This window comes from Paraburkholderia humisilvae, from assembly GCF_902859855.1.
Classification (GTDB): Bacteria; Pseudomonadota; Gammaproteobacteria; order Burkholderiales; family Burkholderiaceae; genus Paraburkholderia; species Paraburkholderia humisilvae.
Window position 1 is genome coordinate 12758 of sequence record NZ_CADIKH010000033.1, and the last position, 24408, is coordinate 37165.

A 24408-nucleotide genomic window follows, 5' to 3' on the forward strand; every position below is an offset into this window, starting at 1 on the left:
TCCCTCAAAAACCGGCCCCAGCGGCCGGTTTTTTTGAGCCTTGTTGACACAGAATCTGCCTCCCTTCCTGTAGACGGGGTCTCGGACGAATCTTTGATTCGTCCGTATGGCTGCATGATAGGCGCCAAAGCGTATATAACCCTCAAAGGTGAGGATATTCGGGATCGCTCCTACCAGAAACAATTCGCTCCAACGCGAGAGTTCATCTAATTGACGTGCGCGCCCACTGCGTGAGGCACGCGTCGAGTCTCCCGTGCCAGGGCATTTGAGTCCGCTTACGTGCCGGCGCCGTCGGTCGTCCTGTCTGTGAACTGCCAGACAAGCCAGGTCTGAAAATCCCTGTCATGCAGTTCGGGAAGCCAGCGCTGGAAAAGATCCTGTCGCGCGTTGATAAGCCACTGCTGGAACAGGATGAGCCAAGCGGCTCGAGCCTCTCCTTCTTTGTACAACGCTCGATCCGCAGGGCTGGCGTTCAGGTGCGCTTGAATGAGCCGGTTACGCTCGTCTTCGGGTAGGGACTGCAACCCTCTTGCTACCAACGATCGCTGGTGCGCCTTGAATTTGGCCTCCAATGCCTCCTGCCGGCGCTGCAATTCTGTTTGCTGTTGAAGTCGGCGCGCCTCTTCCAAAGCCTTCTGGTCCGCCTCCTCCGTCTGGGTCTGCTCCGTCGAAACATTGCGCAAGATCGCGCGGAAGAACGCTTCCCGGGACTGAATCACCTCCCCTCGCGCCTTCAGGCGTGCCTCGGAAACTGGCATACGGGACATAGCCTCTTTGACCTGAGAATAGGTATAGAGCTGTGCCAAAGTCGACATATCCTTTGCCGTGAAGCCCAGATCCTTCAGCTTTTGGATCGTGTCATCTGGCCAGCCGAGGGGCAGTTCGAAAGCCTGTTGACGCTTTTCCGTGAACTTGAAACGCAGCTTGGTGACCTTGCGGCCGGACTTGAATTCCTCAACTGCGATCTCGTGCGTCAAAGCCGGATGCGCATTGAGCATCGCGATTGCTGGATTAAGGTAGGTCCGCTTGAACTCCCCATATTCGCGGGCCTGCTTTTCCTTCCGCTCGCCAATGATCACAAAGCGGGATGGGCCGAGAATCAAGTCTATCCACGTCGCAAGATCCAGAATCGGCGTAACCTTGGCGTTGGTGCCGATATAGCGCCACGCGTTTTGATACAACCCGAAAGCTGCCTCGCCCGAGCCGGCGTCACGTCCGAAGCTCGCCATCACTGACCAGTTGAGGTTGGCCCACATGGTCGGCTCGAGAAACCACAGAAGGACCTCAGGTTCGAAAGCAAAGCGAGTAGTCCCCGCCTGACTGCCGACCCCCTTGTCGCGTCGGATGAGAAAGGCTGCGATCGATTCGTATTGCGCTTTGCCATCCTCGCCTAACACGTTCCAGATAAACTGGAAGTTGAGCAGCTCCGCGAGGGTGTCGTATATCCGGTCCTTGTTAGTGGTTGATAGCCCGGCAAGTTCGGCGAGCCGGTGAGTACGGATTTCGAAGAGCGGCGTCGCACGGTCTTCACGGATCTTCCGGATGAGCGTCTGAGCCGCTTCCCTGCCCCGAGCACGCAAATCGAGTTGCACGGCAAGCGCGAGCGCGTCCATGAGCTTTCGAGCAGACAGCTTCAGGTTTTTGTCGCGCTGGACTGGGATAGCGTGAATAGCGGCGACCGGCTTGCGGTACGTTCCGGGACGCTCGGGCAGGAACAGCTCGTCAGCCGAGAACAATGGCGTCTGGGGCGTGCCGGGTTTCTCGTCACGCGAGAGCACCTCATAGCTGTCGCTATCTGGTGCATTGTCCTGCTCCAGCCATTTAAGTTCAGGACCGATCTGTTCTGGCACTTGATTTGGCAGGCGCGGCTTCTTTGGCATTGGCAATGACGTCGGTGCATGGGTATGCGTCAACATCATAGCGTTTAATGATGGTCAAGACCAGTCTTGGCCGGCCATCGTTAGAGTTATCCACCGATCGCCTATGCCAAAATACCATCGATCGGGCGGCTGAACATCGTGCCTATGCCAAAGTGCCATCGGTATCACGGCGCACTTACCATGATTCCCCCGCGGAAGGACCATCTTGGCTATGCGAAAATACCATCATTCCCTCGGCAGCGCCTTAGCTGGCGAGGCTCCGACCCGCTGGAAGTTGGGAAGCTTTGAGAGATTTGTCGGAACACAGACGTAGATTGTCCTGTAGAAAAACGCTGAGCAACCCTGCAACCACAGCACGGCCCGCGCGCGGCACCTTTTCGGCTGGCGACAAGTCTCATACGTGGTATAGGCGCATAGCTATGATTTCTATGTGAGATGCTGGTGCGATGCCGTTGCAATGGTATTTTTGCATAGGTTCTCTATGTTTCAAGGGCCTAAATTGGTAGGCATAGCCTGTTCGGCAAGGTGGACTAGCCCCAGATAGTCCTATGCTGATACACTCCAAGCAGGAAACTGGACTATGTCATCTGACCTCAACGACCCCAATGCGCGCTTTCTGCTTGGCGAAGCCGTCCGGTTGCTCACGCAGTCCGGCGTAACGGGCGTTGCGCTTGCAGAGTTTGTGCTCGGGTTCACACCGATCGTCAACGAGAGGCTCGCTTCGATCGCTTCGACTGGGTCGACTCAGGGGGTTACACGCGCTGACGTGAAAGATGCGCTCAAAGAGGCGTTGCAAGAAGTGGTGTCCGCCACTGGAGGTAGTCAAGAAGGCCGAGGGAAGAAACGGCAGCGTCGCAAGTCGGTCCCGGTTCGGCTCGCTGACGGCAAGCGTACTTCCCTGTGGCTGGATACCGACCTCGTCGATCGCTTCAAGCAAAGGTCCAACTCGCCGGCAGAGGCGCGGCAGGTGCTAGATGAACTGGCCGGTTCTGTGCCAGATTCCGCAGAAAGCAAATCGTCTTGGGTCGAGGGAGAGCTGACCAGGCGGCTGATGCTGCTCGAGGCGATGCCCGCTACTGCCCGGGCAAATTGATTGATTGACGGTCGGGCGAGTTCTCATCAGGAAGTAAATTCCTTGACTTTCCGAGCGCGCTAAAAAACAATAGGCGCATTGTCGTACCGAGCAGCTGGAACTCACACCCTTTCGAGCCTCCCTAGAACGCAAACCTTCTTCGGGGAAATTTCGGGAAAAGCACCGAGGCCTTTCCCAAGATTTTCTCCAAGCCCCCTCGGGTTTGCACGCTTCCACCGTTGCGAGCTGAATTCAGTGCACTGCGCGTGCCTTGTTTTCCCGCGAGATCCATCGGATCTTGCTCGTCCCTTCGTGGACGGCTTGCTACCTCGGTAGCCTAGGAAGTCCTTCGGCCTTCCTGTCTGACGTCGTCCTTTCTGGCGGCTTGTCATCTGCAACACCACTACTGGGCTGTATCTCGATGCGATCGAGATTCGGTTCAGATGTGTTTTCAACCCGCGCGGGGACTCGATTCCCCTCGTTGGGGGACGACGTCTTCGCAAGCTCCTTTGGAGATTGTCATGTCGAACGTCGTTTTGTCGGAACGTGCCCTGCGTCGCCAAGCAATATCGGAAGCCCGCAGCCATCTCATCGAGCTCGCGGGCAAGTATCCAGAAGTGTTGCTCAAAAACTTCGATGAGTATCCGTCGCTCGTTGGCGATCTCTCCTGTCTCGAAGAGGTGGTCGAGATTCTTGTGGAGAAGGGCTTTGCAAAACAGCTGGCAACGCTCTGTGAAGCGCCTGGTATCGGGCGTTATGCAAGCAGCGTTATCGCTTGTCTGGTTCTGATGCCGGCGCAGCCGTAATCAGCTCCCCTTCTGCTATCCGCGCAAGAAGCTCCGCATCCGCGGAGTTTTCTTGTGCGGCCAGCAGACGGTAAAACTCAGCGGTTCGACCCAGCGCCCAGTTGTGTTGGTCAATGGTCGTCGGCAATGTCGTCTGACCAGTTATACATTTGAACTTCGCCCTCTCTTCCGATGTCAGCCTAATCCGTTTTCCTAGTCGTAGCATTGCTCCTTCCCCTTCTGTTCTCGTCCCGAAATCGTCCCGTTTTCGCGGCGTCATCAAGCCAGATCTCGAAGCGTTAAGAGCCGCTCTGTTCGCTCGGTAGACCAGGGTTGACGGACGACTCGACGAACTCACGTACGAGGGCCTCCAAGCGCTCAGAAAGGGTCTCCTGTTGTTGCTCGGTAAGGCCCTCAAGTTTCAGTTGGGTCCGACCGTCACGGAATCGCTTGAGTTCTCCAATCTCGGCGCCGTTACGGGCCGAGAATTGGACGCGTGCGCTGTAGTGCGATCGTGTCTGGCGCGGAGAACTATCATTGTCCGCCTTCGCGTTAATCTCCTGCAGACGCTTCGAGCTTATCTCGCCGTTAATCACCTGCTCGAGGTAGGTCTCTGCCGTCTCCAAGCCCCTTCGTTCGAACATCAGGGTGATGTTGTAGGCGTTGGTGATGCCAATTTGGGTGTGACTCTCCGCCATTCGACGCAGCAACGTCTCCGGCAGCGCATTCAGCTTCAGGATTTTTGAGAGCAGCGATTTACTGATATCGAGGCTGGCTGCCAGTGAGTCCTGATCGGGGAAAACGCCTTCGTCGAGCACTTTCTTCCAGCCAACTGCATCGTCAAACACACTCTGTGCGGTCCGGTCCTTGTTGATGCGGTTTGCTATCAGGTAGAGGTCACGATCGCTTAATACGGGGAGAACCTCAGCCTCGATGAATTCCTCACCAAGGCTTTTTTTCGCGCGAAAGCGATATTCGCCGTCAACGATCACGTACTTGCCGGGAAAGCGTGCGTTCTCGGTTACTTTGATCGTTTCGTACTGCCCGTCGCGTTTGAGTTTCACTGCCAGCCCGTCAATTGCCTCCGGGCTATAGAAAGTCCGCGGATTGAAAGGATTTGAAACGAGCTCGCTCAACGGCAGCGTCAACCGCGGCTTGACCGCGGACGAGTTGCCGCGCCCGCCGTAAGTAGCAACGGCCGGGCTTGTGCTGGCGCCTGCGTCGGTCGAGGAAGCGGCGTTAGGTTGAATACCCTGTGCATCCAGACGGCCATCAACATCCCCTCGTTCCATGGCGAGACCTCTGCGCAGGGATTTGGCCAGTCGACCACGGTTGGTGTTTTGACTTTGGGGTTTATCGTTCATTTAAAATTACTCCGCTAAACCGATAATTTGCAACATTTCCATCGCCACGTTCATGATCTCCTCGCGCGCAGGCTTATTACTCCGCTGCCCCTTGATAGCAGTGAATACGGTCGTGCCAGTACCGACCGAACTCTTATAAACCTCTCGCAACGAGATCGTGCTTTTCAATATTGGATAGGGATTGTCTTCGCCCATCGCTTCACGGATTTCCGCATAGGCCACGGTCTTCGTATTTACGCGATTAAACACGATGCCGCATCGTTTTGGATCTGGTCCGATGACGCGGCGCACAAGACGCAGCATACCCTCCGTACTCCACGCATCGGCTGGCGAAGCGTCCATCGGGACAAGTACGAAGTCGGCGACTTGAACAACGTTCTCTGTATTCGGGTTATCGACGCTAGGAGGGCAATCGACTAGCACCAGGTCGTAGTCCCGTGCCATCGTAGTAATTTGTCGACCAAGGCCCTTCCCCGCCCCGGCCAACCCAGCCACCAAGAACGGTAGCGGCTCTTCACCCACGCCTGACGAACGAACCGAGGTGTTCTGTGAGTCAGTGTCAATAACAAGAACTTTTAACTCTGGGTCGTCGTAGGTGTAAGCACCGGCCAGATTCAGAGCGATCGTCGTCTTACCCGCCCCGCCCTTCTGATTAGCAACCGCGAATATTTTTCCCACTCATATCTCCCTCGAGAATTCACAAGCACAATATCCTCCGATGCCTGAAAAATCAAGAACACACGTGGCAGATGTTGAACCTTCTTTGACGGAACGAAGCCAGACAATATGCATGCCACAGTTTCAGCGCTGAAACCGACTTCCGATCTCACCACACACCAACCACAAGCCCCACTCGCCGCGGTCCGACCGAGCCCAACCGGGTCCGGTGACTCGCTCCCAGAAGCCGCAACGGCGAATGATGCGACACGACACCGCTACTTTTCCGCACCCCATGGGCCAGTTTCAGCGCTGAAACTGGCCGCGATGCCCTATGACCATCGCGGGTCCTGAAGTGTATTCGCGGTTCGCATACCGAGCGGCGGGGGGCGTACCTCCAATACATCGGCGACGACATCGGTTATAAAAGATGGTCGAATCTCTGCTTTTCAGGAAACTTGAGTCGACATAACGTAACACGTGTGCGTCGTCAAAGACTGAGGCGCGTTGAAGTTTCAGCGCTGAAACTGGCGTGGTGCGCGAAAATCGCTCTCGGTGCGCCGCGTAGCGGTACGTTCGGAATAAAGTCAAATAAGCGCCTTCTGGTGTTCTCTCGTAGTCGTGAAATCGACTCATCCGTCGATGGCCAATTATTGGCCAGACTTGCCCAATAAGCGGCCATTCTTGTCGAGACGTATATTGCTTGGGCGTCAGATTGAGCAGCTATTGACAGCAGCTGGCCAGTTATCGGCCATTAATGGTCAAGTGTCACGCGCGAAGCGCTGTGTGCGAGCGGGGGAGGGAAGGGGCAGGAGGGAGACTCCGAGACCGATGGAGCTCTCGATCCACTCGGGGTAGGTCCGGCTGTTTCACGCGTTGGCTTTGTGAAAATGAAAGGCGTAAACGTCAGCGTCGCTTGCCTCGCCCCACAGACGTTTGTTCAGATATCGGATAAACGCTGTTCTAGCCAGTTTAGAATTCTTCGCGGGATCGTAGCGAAGTTGATTGTGGGCGGCTGACTGATTGTACTCATCGAGCACCTTCGCCTGTTCGTCCAATGCCATAGAAAGGAATGCGGCTTCCGCCTGAGGATCCCGGCTACGCATGAAACCTTCTCGAAGATGCGCATCGGTCAGCACGGGGGAAGCTTCTTTCTTCACATAGGTCCGGGCAGAGACAGCAGAGGGGCGAGCATATCCATTCTCTAGACTCGAAATGAAAAACGACGCTCGACTCTTTAACGGCTCTTTGTCTGTTGCCGCGTCGCGAAGCAGCACGTGTCGAAGGGCAGCACGGATATCGTTGGCACTGTAGTCGTTCACGATCTGTGCAGCTCGATTTGGCGTCACGCCGATCTCCAAAACCTTCTCAAGGAGAGTGACTGCTGACGGGGAGTCGTCGGGAAGATCCGGATTCACGTCAGCAGCGAGTTGGCCACTATTCTTTCGATGCACTTCGAACTGTATCTGCTCAACCACACGCCCGTTTTTGTGCTCTCTCAGGGTAACGTCGATATCCGAAAGTTCGTTCACTTCTGCGATTGCACGTTTAAGGATCTTCGACTTGAAGAACTTGTACTGGAGATAAATCGAATCCTCTTTGACGATCCCAACGACCGCATGCCGGAAGTCTTCCCATGCCCAACGGCTCGTCGTACCCGTGCGCTCGTAGCGCTTGCACCACTCGTATAGAGGTGGGCTTCCCATCGAGCGGAATCGCTGGGAGATGGCCAAATCGAGGCGTTGCCAGATCTCCGGGTTCAGCAAGACTCCGCGCAGCTTCGGGCTAAATGAGAATTCGTAGGCACGCTGGTCGACAAGGTAGGTGACGTCCGCGAGCAAGGTAGACGCTGTTAGCTTTCGGTCTTCCGGATTTACCGTCGCATCCCAGATCACATGGGCCTTCATCAGGCTGATGAGTTCGCCCATGATGTATCGGCGATTACTGGAGTCGTTGTACCCAATGATAGGCTCGAGCTGGGATAACTGAACCACCCAACTCTGAAGGTCGGGCTTGCGCTGCGCAAAGTACACGCACGCATTGAAAAGGCGACGCTGCAGGACGGACAACGGTTTTTCCGGAAAGACGAAAATAGCTTCCTTCGCCTTGCGCATCGTCACGGACGTGGCATGCTTCTCCACAGGAATAATCGCCTTGCTCGGCGTCACAGCCAGTAGCCTAGTTGACTTCGTACCGATGTCGCTCATTTCCCGCCCATCCCTATACCGAGTAGCGCCCTGAATGGGCCGCAACGCACTTCGCCAAACGCCAAACTCGAGTCGCTTGCGACACGCCCGAGACGATGTTTCTTGTCGAACATCGTTGTGGCTAGATGGAACTCATCACTTCCTGACTGGAAGCAAAATATACGGGTGTCATGTGAGAGGGAAGAGGGAAAGAAACCCCCATTTGGGGGCTTATTCGTAGCGCAACGTTAAATCGGGCTCGTTCGCTTCGCAGCTAACGATGCGAAAGACGGCAGCGGGGAGTGCCAGGTTAGCCAGTAAAGGTGGTTACCTTTGTCTTCGCCGTGCGCCCGGGATACCCCCGTCCCGACTGATTGGTAACTACTTTTATGGTTGTCCTCTCGCGTTCTGTCCGGAGCCCATACTGCCGGCGCCATCACGGTAAAAGTCGTTACCTTGTCGCTTGCGGTTGTTTCTCGGTTAGAACGCAGCAAATTCGTGTTCCGTGCCTTTGATCTCGTGGCAAATTCTCCACAACTCGCCGTTTGAAAGCGAGGCCTCGCCCGAAAAGAGCGTGACGGCTGTAGATCTGGCTGCCGCAACGCCCGCATGCTCAACAACAGAGCAACGGTAGCCCTCAGGTAACCGCTTTTACCCGACGTCCCTTAGATCCGGGCACCGTGTCTTCGCAAAGGTTGCAACCTGACGGCTTCGAAGTGCCGTGCGTATAGTTACCTTTCCTGTATCGACGGTTACCTCTCATCTCGCTACCGCTTGTCACACGAGGCGTCGGGCAGGCTAAACATATTAAACAAGGACTGTAATCTTTAAAGATGTATACAAACGCATCCGATCTGCTCTAAAACCGGCAACCTATGCCCCGACGTTGTGGATAATTCCTGTCAAGAAGTTGGTAACGATTGTCACCGCCGCAGTGCTTCGATACCATGATGGCTCACACTGAAACGAGAAGATTCCAGTTTCAAATGACCAGCTGGGGAACCAGCCCAACCGGCAAACCGGCTTACCGACCCGCGGGGCAACTCACCCCCGGGAGAGCTGCTCTGCATCACCCAGGAGCAGATATGAAAACGTTGCTTGAATGGGCCGTTGGCCTGTTCGTGCTGTATTGCTTCATCGCTGGCTTTTTTGACCTAGGCGAGACGCCACAGCAGAAGCGTGTGCGGGAACAGGAAGAGTGGCAGGCTGCAGAGGACGATCGGCGAAACATCGATGCTGATGCCGTGTACTACGGTCAGCAAAACGAGCATGATCATCGCCATACGTAGGGAAGGGGGGAAGCGTGCTTCCCCTTTTTTATTTGGTTCAGTTTTCCGCCTTCTGTTGGAAAGAGCCCCGGCTTGGGCCTCGTTTCACGCTGGATGGTACGTGAAAGTCCAGAAAAAATGAGGGATGGAAAATTTTCCCATCCACTCTCCACTTGAAAGCTTGCCTCGTCGCCGGTTCCTGCAGAGTACCGCACTGCTTGCCGCTGCCGCATGGGCTCCGGAGATCCTGGCTCAACAGAGTGGCGACTATTGGTCGCGGCCGCGGGCGCTCTGGCTGAAGAGAAAGGAAACCGGGGAGGAGCTTCGAACCGTGTACTGGAGTGACGGGAAGCTTGTTGTTGATGCTTATGTGCGGTGCTGTACGTTGTTGAGAGATGTTCGGGCGGGCGCAGTGGTACAGATGAACCCGACGCTTCTGGACATTCTGTGCGGAGTATACGGGTGGTTTGCGCAGGCCGGGATGGAGAGACCGATCATTGTCACGTCCGGATATAGGACAAGTGCCACGAACAACCTTACCGAAGGGTCGGCACGGAACTCAATGCATATGGTCGGTCGAGCTGCCGACATACAGGTCCCTGACGTCCCTACTGACTATCTGGCCAAGCTTGGTATGTATTTACGGGGAGGTGGCGTGGGATATTACGCCACCAAGCATTTCGTGCACGTTGACAGTGGCCGGCTCCGCACATGGGCCGGCTAGTCCCCTGCTGCTCAGTCGCCAAGAATTTGATGGTTAGACTTGTATTCACGCCAGCGATCGATCTCAAGTACGTACTCACCTGCGTAGCCCGGCCACGAATTGTACTCGCGCGCATGCTTCAGCCGAGTCAACGCATCCTCGAACTTCTGTGCCCCGTTCTCGAGCAAAGAATCACCGGCTGTGTACGTCATGACGCTATAGGGCGCTTCCTTTTCGACGGGCACAAAAATGAACGGGCGCTCTTCGCCGGTGAAGTACTGCACTCCAGTCTGATACATGAACGCCGACATATCGTAGTGGTAGTTCTGAACGGCAGAGCTGAACGAGCGAGGGAGAACGTCCAGCGTCGACTTCAGATCGAAGATGAACTCTGGATGCAAGCAGTCGACCTTGACTCGACACTTGACCCCTGTGACTCTCTCAACAAAGTAGATCGCTTTCTCTGGCTCACCCTCGTCGAACCACTCACCGAGTGCGCGTCCTCGGAATCGATGCGAGCGGACAGCATTCCGCATGGCCAGCAGCGCGTCGTACTTGTCCTGGCCAATGACGAAGTGATGAGGATGTTCGGAGACAAACTTTTTGCATTCTCGATAACGCCGATTGAATTCACCATCGAAGGGCAGGACACGATCCTCAAAGCGCCAAGGCTCGAAGACCGCCATATGGGCCAGCCTGCCGAACTCCAGCGCAGCCGTGTCCTTTCCGGCACCCTGAACAGCCGCGAGAAAATGCTGCGGCGTTTTCAGCATCGACTTGAGTTGCGTCGACGAGACGTTCTCTGCGTCACCATGATATTCGTCGTCGGTCACAGCCTTGGTGTAACTGGCTAGATCGCGACCGACCGAGATTCTTTTCTGACCACTCCAGATGCCTTGATGGGCAGGATGCTGGACCGCCGCGTTCGCGTTCATTCGATATCGCTCCTGTTTGAATGCAGCGTACAGGCCCGCGTTGTGTTTTCAAGGGGCGGTGTGACCCTGCCATCGTGTCGCGAGAGCACTGGATATCGGAAGGCGATCACGTATCGTCGATACCATGAAACGCGTGAACTCTCTATCCAGACCCGGTGCCGCGGATCTTCAAGGATTCGTCGAGCAAACATTCAGGCAGTTCGGACAAACTCACTTCGCTCGGCCGACCGATGTTTGTCAGGAAGTGCGGTCTATCTTCAACAACGTTGGAAATCCACCATTACGTCGTGCACAGGCACTTGCAACGCTCTTGGCTGCGACCGACAGATATCCCGATCTACTGACGTTGAAAGACGAGAAGGGCCGCGTGATGTCATCGCGGACCCATGGGTTCACAAAATTTTGCAGCGAGTTTCCGCGTCTCGAGCAAGTGGAGGTGGCGGTGCTCTTTCGAGCAGTAGGCCTTCTTCGTGATGTTCCGAATGCGCTCGAGCACACCAACAATTCATTCTTCCTGGGAATCTGATATGACTGAACATGCAATTGGAACGCATAGCGGGGCCTTGTTTGGCGTACCAATCCTCTTGCCCAGGAATCGTCGGTGCCTTAGTGAGTCGATTCGCGGACAGTACCTGTTCATGTCGGAAGTAACCCGGATTCTTCGGGCTGCAACCCCTTACCGGGTTCGCGCATTGGATCGTCTGATACCCCTAACCGGGGCGACGGTGATATCGCCGGAGACCATGAAGGATTTCGAGCGCGAGATGGTGTCGCTCGCCATGCACAACCGAACTGCAAGCATCGAACGATATGTCCATGCGATCGGGCCGGGGGAGGTCTGGCCCGAGGTCGTGATGGCAATCGGTGTGGTAGCCCGAGAGACGAACGGAAGCCAGCGATTTAGCCTCCCGGCGCCAGACGTTTGGCAATCGGTCGTACCGAAGCTGCAAGGCTACCTGGGTTTCCATATGACCGAGGTCGGTGGCGCCGTTATTGGCCAAGCCAAGTGGATTGATGCGGCAATTGACGACGCACGCGGAATGTTGATTTGTACGGGGACTCGGACGATCTCTGAAGAGAGTGAAATCGACGGAGTCACGATAACGACCGTTGATCACGCATATCGCGTCCATCTGCACAATGGGTCTGGCGTTCGTGTGATCGACGTGCCGGCGCGGAACGGTGGGGATGTGGATGGGGAGATTGCGAGACTGGACGAAAGCATCCGCTTCTTGACGGGAAAAACGGCGATCTGGGGTCACGAAACTCGGCATTGAAAGTCTGGGCTAGAAATGGAATCGCAATCTGTTGAAATTACCTCCACTGACTTAAGGAGGAAGCAATGGTAACTGGACTCGAATTCGACACCCCTATTCTCGGCACGGTTCGCATGGGCGAAGTCCGCCCAGGTGAGGCGGGGGCAGAGGGTCAACTCGTACATTTCGACTACTTCGAAGTGCATACCCGGCGAAAGAACCCGGATGGCACGTGGGTAAAGCACGCTCTTCACGAGAAGCTCCTTAACTGTCAGAAGACGGCCGGAGAGGGTGAGGGCGAGAACCACGACCCGAAAAAGCTACTCCGGATCCCGATCCTGTTGCCGTATAACAAGCCCGAGTTGCTCCTTACGCAGCAGTTCGAGGCGCGCCGCCTTTCGGACGGCAAACGTGTCTGCGTTGGCGACGGCGTCAAAGCGATTCGAATCGCCGAGTCGACGCGGGCCGGCGAAACAGAATGTGTCGGTTGCGACCGGTGCCCGTTTGGAAATAGTCAGGATGTGCTTTGCCAGCGCCGAACCTCGCTCATCTTTCGCATCGACGGGCAGGGTGATCAGTTCTCAGTTTTCGTCCTGCATTCGGCCGGGAGAAACACCGGGCAGACGCTGCTTGCCAAGCTCCACTCAATGCACGGGGCGTTCGGCGGAAAGCTTGTTGGTATCCCGATGTTGCTTAAGATGAGAAATACGGCCTCGATGGACCCGTCGCAAGGACCGGTGTTCTACGCTGATCTCGTGCTACGAGGAGTGAGCCCCAACGAGGCGGTGAAGTTGGCCCGGGTGCATGAAAAGGAGCAGCTGGAGGCCGGCTTCAATCAGGAGGGCCTCGAGGCGGCCATGCTCGAATTGAAGCGGCATTCGGCGTTTGCACCGCCGGAGGAGTTCGGGCAGGTCCAAGACTTTTACGCAAAGGACGCTCGACGTTCTTCGCAGGAAGTCACCGCTCAACATTTCGGAGGCACAGCCGTTAACTCCTCTGGAAAGTTGGCGGATGGACCGGCTGTCGGAGACGTTATCGAAACGGACGGTGAGACGGTGCGCCGGCCGATCGTAGGGCCGGCCACCGGGGCTCGCGAGCGGATGCGTGCTGCCGCGTTGGCGGGCGTCCAGGAACGGGAGGCAGCGCGTACTCAGGTCACGGATCTTGGGGAGGCGGTAAAGGCGTCCGACGACCGCCCGAAGACTCTTCAGCTTGTCCAAACGGCGACCAGAGAGATCGCGACGGCAACGCTCGTTCAGGCGCCGTTGGCCGCGGCGATTCCTCGCGTCGTGGCCGCAGCCCTGTCCGGTATCCCCGAAATGCCGCGTGCGAATGCGGCACCTGCAGTGTTCTGATGGATCAAAAGGAAAGCTATGGCCTTTGAAGAACTCGATGCGAGGGTGATCGGGTCGATGATATCGATTCGACTCGATGACCCTTCACCTGATGTTTCTCCGCGATCTGCCTTGCCGACTCCTCCGAGGCCAGCAGCGGCACCGGTTCAGCCCGACCAGCCAAAATCGGCGGCACCGAACGTGGCCCGAGTTTCAGACGCGGTTAGTCTCGAACCAGCTCCAGAGACGGTCGTTCTTGCCGCGCCCGGTACGGCGGAGCCCATCGCTGTAACGAAAGGTAAGTGGCGGGCGCTGTTTGTGATGAAGCCGTTGAATGCTGAGCGGATGCGAACGGCTTGGGCACTCATCGCGGTGGTATTCGTGGCGATGGTCGTCGGGGATATCTGGTTGCATGGACGAGCGAAGTTCATCGCGGAGTTCCTTCCGAGCATACATGTACCGTTGAAAGCGGACGCGAGCACGGCGGTGACCGCGGCGCTTGCTCAGCGCACGGCGCCAGCGACTGACGTCACTGCGCCCCGGACGGTCGAAGCATCTGCCACCGCTTCCACGCCCACAGTTCAAGGAAGTGCTACGGTCACGCAACGGCCGCAACCGCCTGTTCAACCGCTCGCCGCGGCTGCGCCTTTAGCTGAGCCGACAACCGCTGCAGCAGTGGCTGTAAAGGCTGAACCCGTTAAGACGGTGACGGTTAATCCGGTGCCGGCGACCGTGATGGCGTTGGCCACTCCCGTTCTGCCAATTCCGCCGGCGGGGCCGCTGCCCGTTCGACGCGGCGGACGTCCCGTCCCGGAGACCCCGCGACATGGTGAGCGCGAGGTAAGTCAGCAACCATCGGAACAGAATTCGCCCATCCTGGTGGGTGGCCAGTACAGCGACAAAGCGACCGATTCGAAAGGGAGTGAATCCAAATGAGTAATGCAACAAGCAATGATCAGCAGGTCGATGTCGTTTCGTTCGTCCTGAACATCGACCCTGTGCGAGAACGCGTGACAACGGTTTTCCCGGCGGGAGCAACGATCGAATCGGATGGATCGCTGCGCCTTAAGGAAGGCGGCCGCATTGGCGGCGTGATCAAGGGCAACGTCTACAGCGAAAGTGGCACGCTCGTGATCGATCGGGACGCGATCATCGAGGGGAGCGTGTTCGCGAAGGGGCGGTGCCTCATCTTCGGCCAGGTCGGCTTGCCCAATCGCAAGGCTTTGATCCGGTGCGAGATGGTCGACGGTCTGCTGGTGAGTCACTTTGCCCAGTTGCATGCGGATGTCCAGCACAACGGCCTTTCGGCCACAAACGTTGGCGGCCAGATTCAGCGGATCGCGGACGTGGGCGTGCCGGTGGTGCCGGCGACTCAGCAGGAGGCGGCAGCGACGTGGCAACCGCCAGGCCAGCAGACTCAGCGCGACCAAGTGCCGCCGCAGCATCAGATGGCGGGGGCTCCTCTGGCTTTGCCAAACAGCCCGTCGCCGATCGCGAACTTTACTGCGGTGCCCTTGCGCGTCGTTGTCGCGTCGGAGCCGGACGAGGGCCGCGCGGGCGAGCAGCATCAACAGGGCTATGTCAGCCATAGCGGGTACGCGTCCGGGAATCGCGTGCCTTATAGCGGCTGATCGGGCCACAATTTGCACGCAGAGGCCGCGGCGTTGTCTTGTTAGACCGTCGCGGCTTTTCATTTCTGGAGCATATTGGAATGACGGATTACGCGGGAAAGGAGCCCAGAGCCGTGCTCAGGTATACAGGGCGGTGGCGTGAGCGCTTCGGGGACCTTTGGAAGAACACCGCTGCAGTATTCGTTGGCACGCTTCTTTTCGGCGTGGGTGTCTGCGCAATTAGCTGGCGTAGTGGCGCCGCACCGTTGCTGGCCGCTTTGCTGCCAGTGTTTATGGTCATGTGTGGATCTCGAATGCAAGCGTGGCTTCTCGGGCTGGGATATGGCCTGGCCATCGGAGTCATGGGATTTGGGGGAGCAGGGCAGTTCTTCGGTGGGTCCTGGCTCCTGGGGCTTATCGCTGGATCTGCTTACGGTTTGGCGTTCAGCGCGACGGTCGCAATGCTGTATCCCAGGAACACGCAGAGCCCGAAGAAGAAGGCTGTCGCGGGTCTGGCATGGACTGTTCTGTGGGCATACCCGCCAGTCGGAGCTTTTCTGCCCGGTACGTTGATTGCGACCTGGGGATTCTGGTTCCCGGGTACGAGGTGGGTTGGCTTGGGCCTAGGCCTCGGATTAACGATGCTACTCGCAGCCTATGCGCACACCAGGCCAGGAAGGCTTGCGGTCGCCGGCGTGGCCTTTCTTTCCCTTGTGCTATCGCCCATGCAGGAGAGCCAGCATTCGCGGATCGGGGATTGGACAGCCGTGTCGACCACGTGGGGCGTGCAAACGCCGGAGACTGTCTCAGACACATTGGTGGAGATGCACCGGGCGATCAGTGAGTCTGCGAAAGCCGGCGCCAAGGTTATTGTGTTTCCCGAGAGCATCATCGGCACTTACGATTCATCCGAGCAGGGTGCGATCGACATCATGATCGGGCAGGCGGTCGAAGAGGAAAAGGTCTCGGTGATATTTGGCTCAAACGAGCTCACGGATTCCGGGATGGCCAACCAGGCGCGGACCTACGAATACTGGCCGGAAGGGGTGAGACAGTTTATTTTCGAAGCTCGACAGACGGTGCCGGTCGCGGAGTGGAATCCGCTATCAAAGTATCACTATCCGGCTAACTGGTTTGCACGTGGCGTGGTACCGATCAACGGAAGGAGCGCTCTGTTCGTATTTTGCTACGAGGAGTATCTGCCTTGGGAGGTGCTTTATTCGATCGGTCGGGAGAAGCCGGACATGATCGTCGGCTTATCCAATCTGTGGTGGGCGAAGGGTACGGGCGAGCCCGTATTGCAACGCCGCTATGCGGAAGGGTTTGCACGGCTTTTCAAACTGCCACTGCTGATCGCGATGAACCAGTAGTCCGATAATGTGGCGAAGTCCTTTGCTCACGCGAGGGACCGCCGCTCTGCGAAACGCGCTAGCGCCCGCTACGGATGTCCTCCTTGATGTACTGCGCAACGACCTTTGCTGTGATCCGACGCTTGATCTTCGCCGGTAAGGTCCAACGATAGAAGAGAGCGTGTCCGAATACGCTTAACCCGAAAAAGCCGACGAAATAGCGAAACAGCAGTGATTTTAGCTCGTCGACGCTGCCGAGATTGAGAATATCCCGGGCGTGCTGCAGATCTGACGCGGCAACCCAAAACGCGACCACCGGAACGAGTACAACAGCATATACGAGACCTTTCCACGCGAGCACACAAGCGTCGTAGAGCCAGGCAGTGTCCGCCCACCTGTCTTCGGAATAGACCTCCGCTTTTTCCTGTTGGTAGAGGCGCTTGTAGTCGTCGACGGTTGGTAGCGCGATGCGGTTCATCGTGGGGCTTTCTCTCGGTTGAACGTATATATGGGAGAGGCGTTATGCCGGGTAAACTGTTGCGGGGTTGGAGATCAGGCCAGCCTCAGCGATATAGGGGGTATCGTTGATTGGCGTGTGGAGGATGAAAAGGCGATTCTTCGCTCGAGTCATTGCGACATAGAAGAGCCGACGCTCGTCGACTTCTGTGCTGCCCTCCCCGAGCGATGGGACGATGTCCTTATCGGCGGCGACGATAGCGGTGTTCCCAAACTCCAGGCCTTTGCAGCTGTGCATGGTGAACAATCCAACAGATGCGGGATCGTCTTTGCCCTTCGGCTTTTGCACACTTTGGACACGCGAGACAAGGGAGCCGTTGCGGCGTTTAAGAATGTCACCTGCCTTGGTCAAGTGTCTGGCCACGCGGTCGCGGAAGTTGCCCGCCCGCATACCCATCGTCAGAAACGTCGCCGCAGAGTCGATAGCCTGGTTGACCGATCGCATCGGAGTGGTGGTGCCCGGAATCTTCCGGAACAGTGCGTCCTGCCGCCACGTGACGAGCAGTTGCTGAAGCGTTCGCATGTGCTCAGCGTCTATCTTGGCGATGTCGCCGTAGTCGTCGAAGTCCCGCTCAAAGAACGGTGCCATCGTAGCGCCCGGAATTCGTTTGTGAAGCTGGTTTAGTGCTTCCTCGCTTGTGCCGACGAATGCCAGGGCATGGTCGATGCCGCTACGGTTCATCGTCTCGACCGAAATTAGCAACTGCAGGTAGCTGTTGATGTAATCCTTGTCCCAGAACGAAGCGCCGTTTCTCCTTGAACGAATGTTGAACTGGTCCAACACTGCCTCAACTGAATCGAGGAGAAAGTTGGTGCGGGCAAGGATGGCCCATTCTCCGGGCTGGACAGCCAGCCGTCCGCCGGGCTGTTCCTCGTCGGGAAGCAAGAATTCCATGATGTATGGGATGAGAAATTCTGTCTGGAGCGCGACCGTATCGTGCTCTTCGCCGTCCTGGCGGTTTACGGCCGACACGGCATACACGTGAATTGAGCCGCCCGGCCCGCGCTTGGCAACGAGCTCTTTTTCGACGCGCTGACCAGCGTTGTGACGGATCAGCCGATCGGCCGGCGCAAGGATCTCCGAATGGGAACGGTAGTTTTCGCCCAATGGAATGATCTCGGCGCCGGTCTGCTCAACGAAATCGATCATGCCCTTGTAGCCTAGTGCGCGACGCCACGCATAGATGGACTGATCGTCATCTCCGACGATCGTGACGGGGATGTCACGTTTGGCGTGCGCCATCATCCACACGAACTGGATTTCGTCGCTATCCTGAAACTCGTCGACGAGGAGGTGCGTGACGGGCAGGGGAGGCAAATCTCCATTGCTCATTTTCGTCGCGCAGTCGCGCATGACGTCGTATAGATCGACGACGCGATTGCGCTTGAGCATCTCGTTGTAGGCCAGGATAAACGGCGGAATCTCGCTCCCAGAGGGCGCGATTGCGCACTTGTAGTTCTCGAAGAGCTTGAATGCTTCTTCGTTGTCGATTTCAGTGTTCGTTGCCGAAATAGCCCTGCGCAGAAAGGTCTTCTGTTCGGGAGGAGTGGCGATCTTGCCGAGCATCTTGTGTCGGCGGAGGTGATCGATTGACAGCTTGTGGAATGTACCCAGGTCAACCCGCTTGAGGACGTCGTAACCAAACTCCTTCACCAGTCGTTCGCGCATCTCGTTCGCGGTATCGCTGGTGAAGGTGACGGCTCCTACCCGAAATTTCCGATCGGCCTGCAGGATCACGCCGATTTTTGTGATGATCGTCTTGGTCTTTCCCGAACCTGGCCCGGCTACGGCAAGCATATTGCCGGAGCCATGAGCCACTCGGTGTTGGGAAGGATTGAGACTCACGGACTAAGCCGCCTGTGCATGGGCTTCGTCGGAGGGCGCCGGGGCAGGTTGCGCGGCGTCGCCCGTTGGAGCAGGCGGTTCGCTTTCGGCGCCGGGCGCTTTCACTGGCGTAGCGGCGACTGTGGCCGCGCCGGTGCGGGCCTGCTCGCTTGCCTGCCACGCGTTAAACTTCTTGTATGTCTGGAACTTGACATCGCGTGCGAGATTCGTAATGGAGCGGATGCGCTTGCGCACCTTGAGCTCTTCACCGTGGCGATCGCGGGCCGAGACCAGTCCGTTCAGGTAGGCCGACCAGAGATGCAGCATGTACTCGTCGGCGATGCGGAGTAGCTTGATGTAGTTCTTCGCGTGCGGTGAGGCGTAAAGCAGGTCCTGCTTGAGCACGCTCGGGAATTCGGCGCTCGGCTCGATGGCGTTGGCCTGAAACAGTTGCCAGAGTTGTTGTTTCAGGTTGTTGACGTAGGCAATCGTTTCGCCGATCTTCTTCCGGAACAACTCGTCGATCTCGTCGCAGGCAGTAGCATCGTAGCGCGGTAGTGTGCGCGGAGCATCGATCGCGAAGTGCAGGTTCTTGTTGAGGAGGGTGTAGTCGCGCCGGACGAACGACTGGACGATGCTCGAGCCAAACTCGACCGGCTCTTTCTCGAGCGCGCCTCGCATTTGCCGACCGAAGGTCTCCCGGGCGAATTCCGCGACCTGCATGGTTACGGTTGGGCGCAGGAGGTTGACGCTTTCCGCGATGGTCATGATGGTTCCTCATAGGAAGTGGGTCAGCGTAGAGTAAGTGCGAGGCCTAGCTGTAACAACTCTGAAACGTTAGCTAAGAGGCGGGTCTTTCAGCCATGCCTGTCGAGGCAAATTCAGAGGAAACGAAGGGGACGGATCACAATGTGTTGGCGCGAAAAGTCGGAATTTCCTGTCAGGAATTCACTTGCAATTTCGATTGGGCCGGTAGAAAATCGACGCCGTGCCGGTAGAGAATCGGCGCTCAGCAGCTGGAGCTGGTACTCATCTCGAGCCCCCTTGGTGCGGACTGACGACGGTCGGTTCCTGGCAGGAAACTGCCAAATCGCTTTGTAAAAGGGTCCCGCTGACCCGGGAGTGCCTCAAGCACTGCCAGAAGTACTCGCCTCCGGGTGGTCCCCGGGGGCTTTCGAATAGGCGTTGAAAACGCTCTCTTTCCCTCCATTGTCTATTCCAAAGCCAGTATTTCGTGCGACGTAGCTGTTAGACGTCGTTGAAATGCCCTCTGACCGTTGTCGCGTCAGGGGGTAAGTCCGGGGTTCCCCGGGCCATAGCTGGTCATCCAGCCAATCTGTCTCAGGCATCGCCTGACGTAGCTTCATGCTGCGTATTCAACCCTTGCGGGAATCTCATTTCCGCAAAGGGGATGGGCTTCTCGCGTCTCTGTGATGGAGAAGCCTATGAACTGGACGGAAGTTTCTCGTCTGCAAGGCAATTCTCGCGTCGAGTCTCGCGTGGAGGTCGACGACATTACTCGTGATCGGTTTTTTACGGTCTGGGAACTGTCGAATCCCAGTGGATGCCTCATTTTTCATCGGGAAAAGAAAGACCACGGGCAGCACCATTTCCTTAGTGTCACGAAAGATAGCCGCGGACTCACGGATATCGTTCAAGCGCTGAGGGAGGGTGCGGAGCTGTTCACCGACAAGGAGAACGGCTCATGAGCGCGATCGAGTTGGTGCCGGTCCAAGGTACGTTCTTCTTTATTCCCGAACACGAACAGGTCGTTCGGGAAGCGAAGGCGGATCAGGCGGCGCGCGAGAGAACGGCGAGGCAGTCAGCCTACGCCAAGAGTAAGTTGAAGGTTCGGTCAATCCCTGAAGGATTCGATGACCTGGATATGCCGCTGCTTTGTGAGTCGTTTGCCCGGATTTTCGAGGCGGACGAAGGCGAAGTGGAGGTTCCGGTCGTCGGTGTGGTCGGGGGGGATTGTGCGCGAGAGGAGTGGAGCGATGAAGGCGTGAAGTGGCTTCACGTTCTGTGTCTCGAGCGTTCTATCGAACTGTTGTCGATGCGCGGTAACCTAGAGGAGAAGCACGACATCCTTGACTGGGTGTTGAAGCCGAACTTCATGGGCTACCGTGACCAGTTCCTCTCTGAGGTCGACGACGAAATCGTCGACGGCAAGAGAACTGAAATCGTTGAGAAGCGTCGGATGCGGGTCAAGCTGTATCAGAGCGAGATCCCGTTCACCTTCGTCACCTGCTGCCGAGTCGCCGGCCTGAACCCTGATGAACTCAGGGAACAGATTCGTGCGAGAAAGGCGCAGATTCTAAGTACTTAAGCCCACGGGGGCTCCAGTCCCCGAGAGGGCTGGAGTCCTCCAAATATCTGGAGAACTCCATGACGACCCAAGCAACTCAACCTGCCAGCGCGCCGGCGAAGACCCGAAAAAAGGCTTCGCAGGTGTCCGCGACGGCTGCTGCTGCGGCCGCACCTGTTGAACAGCAGGCGAGCCCGCAATGGGTTCACTTCGACGGGTTCGATTGCTTCGGCATCGAACGCATGCGTGGTGCAAAAATCCTCGGTCTGAGCGAACCTTCGGTGTTCACTCCGGCAAACGATTCGACGTACAAGTGGCCGATCGATAATCTGCGCGATCTGCTTCATTTCTACATGGCGGGCGGCAACGCCTTCTGCGCTCTGGGCCATCCAGGCACGGGCAAGACGATGGGCGTTCAGCAGTTTCACTCCGCCCTGAATCTTCCGCTATTGAGTATGTCGGCCAATCCGCGAACCCAGGCTTATCACCTGATCGGGCGCCTCGTCCCGAACAAGGACGGCGGCGTTTCGTGGGTCGACGGTCCCGTGCTCATGGCGGCTCGCCTCGGCTGGCCCGTCCTCATCGATGAATATAACGTTATCGATCCGGGCGAAATGACGGGATTGAACATGCTTCTGGAGGGGCGGCCGTATCTCGTTCCCGAAACAGGCGAGCTGGTAGTTCCGCGTCATGGGTTCCGGGTCTATGCGACGTGTAACCCCAAGGACGACAAAGGGCTGGTACAGGGTCGTCATACGCAAGACAACGCGAATGATGAGCGCTGGGAGTACAGCTGGTTCGGATATCTCCCACCAGAGGAAGAGATCCAATTGCTAACGGAACTGATTGCTCCGTATCAGCCTACGTTGCCGGCCGACACCCTCGCCAAGAACTTTGTCTCTGTCGCGAATCAGGTGCGCAAGTTGTATGCAGGCGTGACTGACGATTCGGGTGCACTCGACAAGACGATCTCGACGCGTGTTTTGCGCCGTTGGGTTTCGAAGGCGATGAGTGCTTCGACGCAGGGCAGCCTCGTGGAGTCGCCGATGCATTACGGGCTGGAGCGCGCCTGGTCGCTCTCCTGTTCTGATGAAGTCCGAGTCGCGGTGCACGAGCTCGTGACGCAGACGTTCGGCGGTGGCGACTACAAGTCCAGCAAGAACAACCTGCACACGATGCAACACGCAGGTGCCTGACCATGATTCCCGTCCAGTTGTATCGCAAGAGCTCTGACGGGATCGATGTAGCTTTACCGACGGCCTCCGACAACCTGACGCGCTTTTTCGTCGGTGTTAGCGGTGGCCGCCTGAAGGATTATGACGTCGCTTCGGGGACGTCCTCATCGCTTCAGGGCCAGTTGAACTCGTTGGGGTTCGAACTCATCGGTGAGGCAATGTTGAACGAGGGGTGCGTCGATCAGGCTCCCTCCTCGGATCTGCTGGTGCTGGTCAACGGCTCGATCGATTCCAGGTTTCGCGAGATGGTGGCGGAATACGTCGGGAGCGATCCCGACTGGAGTTTTGTCGAAACCTACGACGGTGTCACCGTTGTAGGCAAACGTGCAAACGGGCAAACCATTCTCGGGATACTTGGCGCCGCGATGCAGCTGGGTATCCGTGTGGCGAAGCCCGATAGCACGATTGAAGATCTCGACGAAGTACCCATCCATCGCGGTGGGAAGGAGATGTTGTCGTTCTTTGGTCGCGATCTCCTTTTGGGGGCGCACCAGGGGATATCTGTCAAAGCCGGACTGGTTGCCGCTCCAACGGTTTTCACTGTGGGGAGGTCATTGGTCAATTTCTAGAGAGGTAGATATGTCTCAGCAAGCTACGGCCCGGAAGCCTCAGAGCCTTTCCGAATCGTTGGTTGAACTCGCGTTCGGCTTGGTTGAACTCGCATTCAAACTGACTTTTGCGGTGCTGCGGTTTACGACTCGAGGTGTACTGCTGTTGCTGCGTACCGTCCTGCAGTATGCGAAGTCTTCCCGGAAAAGCGAAGTATCGGAAGTGGGCGAGGACGGAGTCGCATCGGTCAAGCCGGAAGAGACGTCAAAACCTGAAAAGGTGGAGGCGGCAAAGCCGGCTTCGACTTTTACGGCGTCGAAAGGGCCGGTCTCGGCCGCGTTTACTCGGAGTATCACGTTCGAGAAAGGGTTCGGGACGGTGCTGTTCTGGTTCTACCCCGGCGGTAAGGTCAGGAGGCTGGTGAAGATCTATGACCGTACGCTTTCCGAGCGTCTCGGCTTCGAGCGTCGAGAACTGCAAGAGGTCTCGTATTCCGGTATGACCGAAGTCGATTCGATCGTCAGAGCAACCGTCGCACAGGTGAATAAGCTGTTGCGGGGGGAGCATGAGGTGAAGTTGCGAGTCGTTGCGGGAGGATCTTCCGACCCTGCGGCCACGGCAGCGCCGACGTCGGATTCGAAAGACCAGGACTCCACGAAGCGCAGTGCCGGCGGCGATTCATCTGAAAAGTCACCAAAGCGATCCAAGAACGCGGACGGCGATGTGGCAGTGATGCCGAGTTCGTTCAAGGAAGCCGTGGAGAAGAAGCAGAAACGTAGCCGTCCGTCGAAGGTATACACGGGCGAGATTGTCGAGATCGGGGTCAAGCCTCGCATGCTCGAGAACAAGGAAATCGAGCAGTACTGCGTGAGCATCGAAGCTGATGAGTTGCTCGGTAATGTTCTGCCGGTCTTTGGTACCGACCTCGAGCGTGCGATTGCCGATTGTGGGGCGCAGGTTGGAAACCGCGTGCGGATCGAACATCTCGGGCGTATCGAGTGGGAAGAACCGAACGGGCGGAAAGCTTGGAAAAACGCCTACAACATCGTCAAGCTTTGATAGTAGGGGAAACGGTATGCGTAACACCAATGTCTGTTTCATCCATGGTCGGATCGGCAAGGATCCGGAGGTAAGGTTCCTTCCGTCTGGTACGCCGCAGGCGAAGTTTTCACTCTGTTCTAACGATGACTACTTCGACAGGAAAGCGAACAGTTGGGTGGAGGTTGCAGAGTGGCATGATTGCGTTGTGGTCGGCGATTATGCAGAGAAGGTCGCAGAAAAGTACCAGAAGGGCGACCTTGTCAACATCACTTGCCGCGTGAAGCCTCGTACTTATGTCGGTAGGGACCAGCAGAGATGCAAGGTGGTGGAGATGTACGTTCAATCGATCGAGCTGATTGCCAAGAAGGGCGAGTTGGTCCGCCAACAGTCCAACGGGCAGGCTGGTTCGCGCGGTCCTGGGCAGCACCAAGGTAGCACCGAGCAGTTCCGTGACGAAGGTCAGGGATATGCGGGTGGCTACGGAGATGACGATCGTGGTCCGGCTTTTTGAAGGCCGGGTCACTACCTGATTCGT

24 protein-coding genes are annotated in these 24408 nt (G+C 57.0%); 16 read left to right on the plus strand and 8 right to left on the minus strand.

Going from position 1 to position 24408, the window contains the following annotated elements:
- Positions 1 to 275 precede the first annotated feature (275 nt).
- A complete protein-coding gene (locus tag HV796_RS27525) occupies positions 276 to 1880 on the minus strand; it encodes a replication initiation protein (protein WP_175229659.1) in 1605 nt (534 codons plus the stop codon).
- 580 nt (positions 1881 to 2460) lie between these two features.
- Here HV796_RS27525 and HV796_RS27530 point away from each other — a divergent pair.
- Both HV796_RS27530 and HV796_RS27535 read left to right on the plus strand, forming a co-directional pair.
- The gene (locus HV796_RS27530; protein WP_175229660.1) at positions 2461 to 2973 is read left to right on the plus strand and encodes a hypothetical protein; all 513 of its coding nucleotides are present in this window, start codon (positions 2461 to 2463) and stop codon (positions 2971 to 2973) included.
- A gap of 500 nt (positions 2974 to 3473) precedes the next feature.
- Positions 3474 to 3758, plus strand: coding sequence for a hypothetical protein (locus HV796_RS27535; protein WP_175229661.1), 285 nt, complete (start codon positions 3474 to 3476; stop codon positions 3756 to 3758).
- 278 nt (positions 3759 to 4036) lie between these two features.
- Here HV796_RS27535 and HV796_RS27540 read toward each other — a convergent pair whose 3' ends face one another.
- The 3 genes from HV796_RS27540 to HV796_RS27550 form a co-directional block, all read right to left on the minus strand.
- On the minus strand, positions 4037 to 5101 hold the full coding sequence (locus HV796_RS27540; RefSeq protein WP_175229662.1) for a ParB/RepB/Spo0J family partition protein: 1065 nt from the start codon (positions 5099 to 5101) through the stop codon (positions 4037 to 4039).
- Positions 5102 to 5107: 6 nt separating this feature from the next.
- Positions 5108 to 5779 carry a ParA family protein gene (locus HV796_RS27545; RefSeq protein WP_175229663.1) on the minus strand — a complete coding sequence of 224 codons (672 nt, stop codon included), beginning with the start codon at positions 5777 to 5779 and terminating at the stop codon, positions 5108 to 5110.
- An 848-nt stretch (positions 5780 to 6627) separates the two neighbouring features.
- A complete protein-coding gene (locus HV796_RS27550; protein ID WP_175229664.1) occupies positions 6628 to 7965 on the minus strand; it encodes a replication initiation protein in 1338 nt (445 codons plus the stop codon).
- 1064 nt (positions 7966 to 9029) lie between these two features.
- Between HV796_RS27550 and HV796_RS27555 the strand changes: the two genes are divergently transcribed.
- Both HV796_RS27555 and HV796_RS27560 read left to right on the plus strand, forming a co-directional pair.
- On the plus strand, positions 9030 to 9233 hold the full coding sequence (locus HV796_RS27555; protein ID WP_175229665.1) for a hypothetical protein: 204 nt from the start codon (positions 9030 to 9032) through the stop codon (positions 9231 to 9233).
- Between the two features lie 124 nt (positions 9234 to 9357).
- Positions 9358 to 9936, plus strand: coding sequence for a YcbK family protein (locus HV796_RS27560; protein ID WP_175229666.1), 579 nt, complete (start codon positions 9358 to 9360; stop codon positions 9934 to 9936).
- A gap of 11 nt (positions 9937 to 9947) precedes the next feature.
- Here HV796_RS27560 and HV796_RS27565 read toward each other — a convergent pair whose 3' ends face one another.
- Positions 9948 to 10850, minus strand: coding sequence for a PD-(D/E)XK nuclease-like domain-containing protein (locus HV796_RS27565; RefSeq protein WP_175229667.1), 903 nt, complete (start codon positions 10848 to 10850; stop codon positions 9948 to 9950).
- Positions 10851 to 10974: 124 nt separating this feature from the next.
- Between HV796_RS27565 and HV796_RS27570 the strand changes: the two genes are divergently transcribed.
- From HV796_RS27570 to HV796_RS27595, 6 genes are all read left to right on the plus strand, one after another.
- Entirely contained in the window at positions 10975 to 11376 is a 402-nt protein-coding gene (locus HV796_RS27570) for a hypothetical protein (RefSeq protein ID WP_175229668.1), read from the plus strand.
- A gap of 217 nt (positions 11377 to 11593) precedes the next feature.
- Positions 11594 to 12127 (plus strand): hypothetical protein, encoded by a 534-nt coding sequence (locus HV796_RS27575; RefSeq protein WP_246356070.1) that lies wholly within the window; start codon positions 11594 to 11596, stop codon positions 12125 to 12127.
- Between the two features lie 65 nt (positions 12128 to 12192).
- Positions 12193 to 13461 (plus strand): recombination directionality factor, encoded by a 1269-nt coding sequence (locus HV796_RS27580; RefSeq protein WP_175229670.1) that lies wholly within the window; start codon positions 12193 to 12195, stop codon positions 13459 to 13461.
- 18 nt (positions 13462 to 13479) lie between these two features.
- Positions 13480 to 14376, plus strand: coding sequence for a hypothetical protein (locus HV796_RS27585; protein WP_175229671.1), 897 nt, complete (start codon positions 13480 to 13482; stop codon positions 14374 to 14376).
- Positions 14373 to 15071, plus strand: coding sequence for a bactofilin family protein (locus HV796_RS27590; protein WP_175229672.1), 699 nt, complete (start codon positions 14373 to 14375; stop codon positions 15069 to 15071). The genes HV796_RS27585 and HV796_RS27590 overlap by 4 nt, the downstream gene beginning before the upstream one ends.
- A gap of 620 nt (positions 15072 to 15691) precedes the next feature.
- Positions 15692 to 16420 carry a carbon-nitrogen hydrolase family protein gene (locus HV796_RS27595; RefSeq protein WP_175229673.1) on the plus strand — a complete coding sequence of 243 codons (729 nt, stop codon included), beginning with the start codon at positions 15692 to 15694 and terminating at the stop codon, positions 16418 to 16420.
- 58 nt (positions 16421 to 16478) lie between these two features.
- Here HV796_RS27595 and HV796_RS27600 read toward each other — a convergent pair whose 3' ends face one another.
- Genes HV796_RS27600 through HV796_RS27610 form a run of 3 tightly spaced genes read right to left on the minus strand, consistent with a single transcriptional unit; the run spans position 16479 to position 19508 of the window.
- Positions 16479 to 16877, minus strand: coding sequence for a hypothetical protein (locus HV796_RS27600; protein WP_175229674.1), 399 nt, complete (start codon positions 16875 to 16877; stop codon positions 16479 to 16481).
- Between the two features lie 42 nt (positions 16878 to 16919).
- Positions 16920 to 18761: an ATP-dependent helicase gene (locus tag HV796_RS27605; protein ID WP_175229675.1), complete on the minus strand. Its 1842-nt coding sequence runs from the start codon at positions 18759 to 18761 to the stop codon at positions 16920 to 16922.
- Positions 18762 to 18764: 3 nt separating this feature from the next.
- A complete protein-coding gene (locus HV796_RS27610) occupies positions 18765 to 19508 on the minus strand; it encodes a hypothetical protein (RefSeq protein WP_175229676.1) in 744 nt (247 codons plus the stop codon).
- Between the two features lie 677 nt (positions 19509 to 20185).
- On the opposite strand from HV796_RS27610, the gene HV796_RS27615 reads away from it, so the two are divergent.
- Genes HV796_RS27615 through HV796_RS27640 form a run of 6 tightly spaced genes read left to right on the plus strand, consistent with a single transcriptional unit; the run spans position 20186 to position 24384 of the window.
- Positions 20186 to 20449: a hypothetical protein gene (locus HV796_RS27615; RefSeq protein WP_175229677.1), complete on the plus strand. Its 264-nt coding sequence runs from the start codon at positions 20186 to 20188 to the stop codon at positions 20447 to 20449.
- Complete coding sequence (locus tag HV796_RS27620; RefSeq protein WP_175229678.1) at positions 20446 to 21069, plus strand: hypothetical protein; 624 nt, start codon at positions 20446 to 20448, stop codon at positions 21067 to 21069. Before HV796_RS27615 ends, HV796_RS27620 begins: the two co-directional genes overlap by 4 nt.
- 59 nt (positions 21070 to 21128) lie before the next feature.
- Positions 21129 to 22244 carry an AAA family ATPase gene (locus tag HV796_RS27625; protein ID WP_175229679.1) on the plus strand — a complete coding sequence of 372 codons (1116 nt, stop codon included), beginning with the start codon at positions 21129 to 21131 and terminating at the stop codon, positions 22242 to 22244.
- 2 nt (positions 22245 to 22246) lie between these two features.
- Positions 22247 to 22852, plus strand: a complete 606-nt coding sequence (locus HV796_RS27630; RefSeq protein ID WP_175229680.1) for a hypothetical protein — start codon at positions 22247 to 22249, stop codon at positions 22850 to 22852.
- Between the two features lie 10 nt (positions 22853 to 22862).
- Positions 22863 to 23891 carry a hypothetical protein gene (locus tag HV796_RS27635; protein WP_175229681.1) on the plus strand — a complete coding sequence of 343 codons (1029 nt, stop codon included), beginning with the start codon at positions 22863 to 22865 and terminating at the stop codon, positions 23889 to 23891.
- A 16-nt stretch (positions 23892 to 23907) separates the two neighbouring features.
- Complete coding sequence (locus HV796_RS27640) at positions 23908 to 24384, plus strand: single-stranded DNA-binding protein (protein ID WP_175229682.1); 477 nt, start codon at positions 23908 to 23910, stop codon at positions 24382 to 24384.
- Positions 24385 to 24408 lie beyond the last annotated feature (24 nt).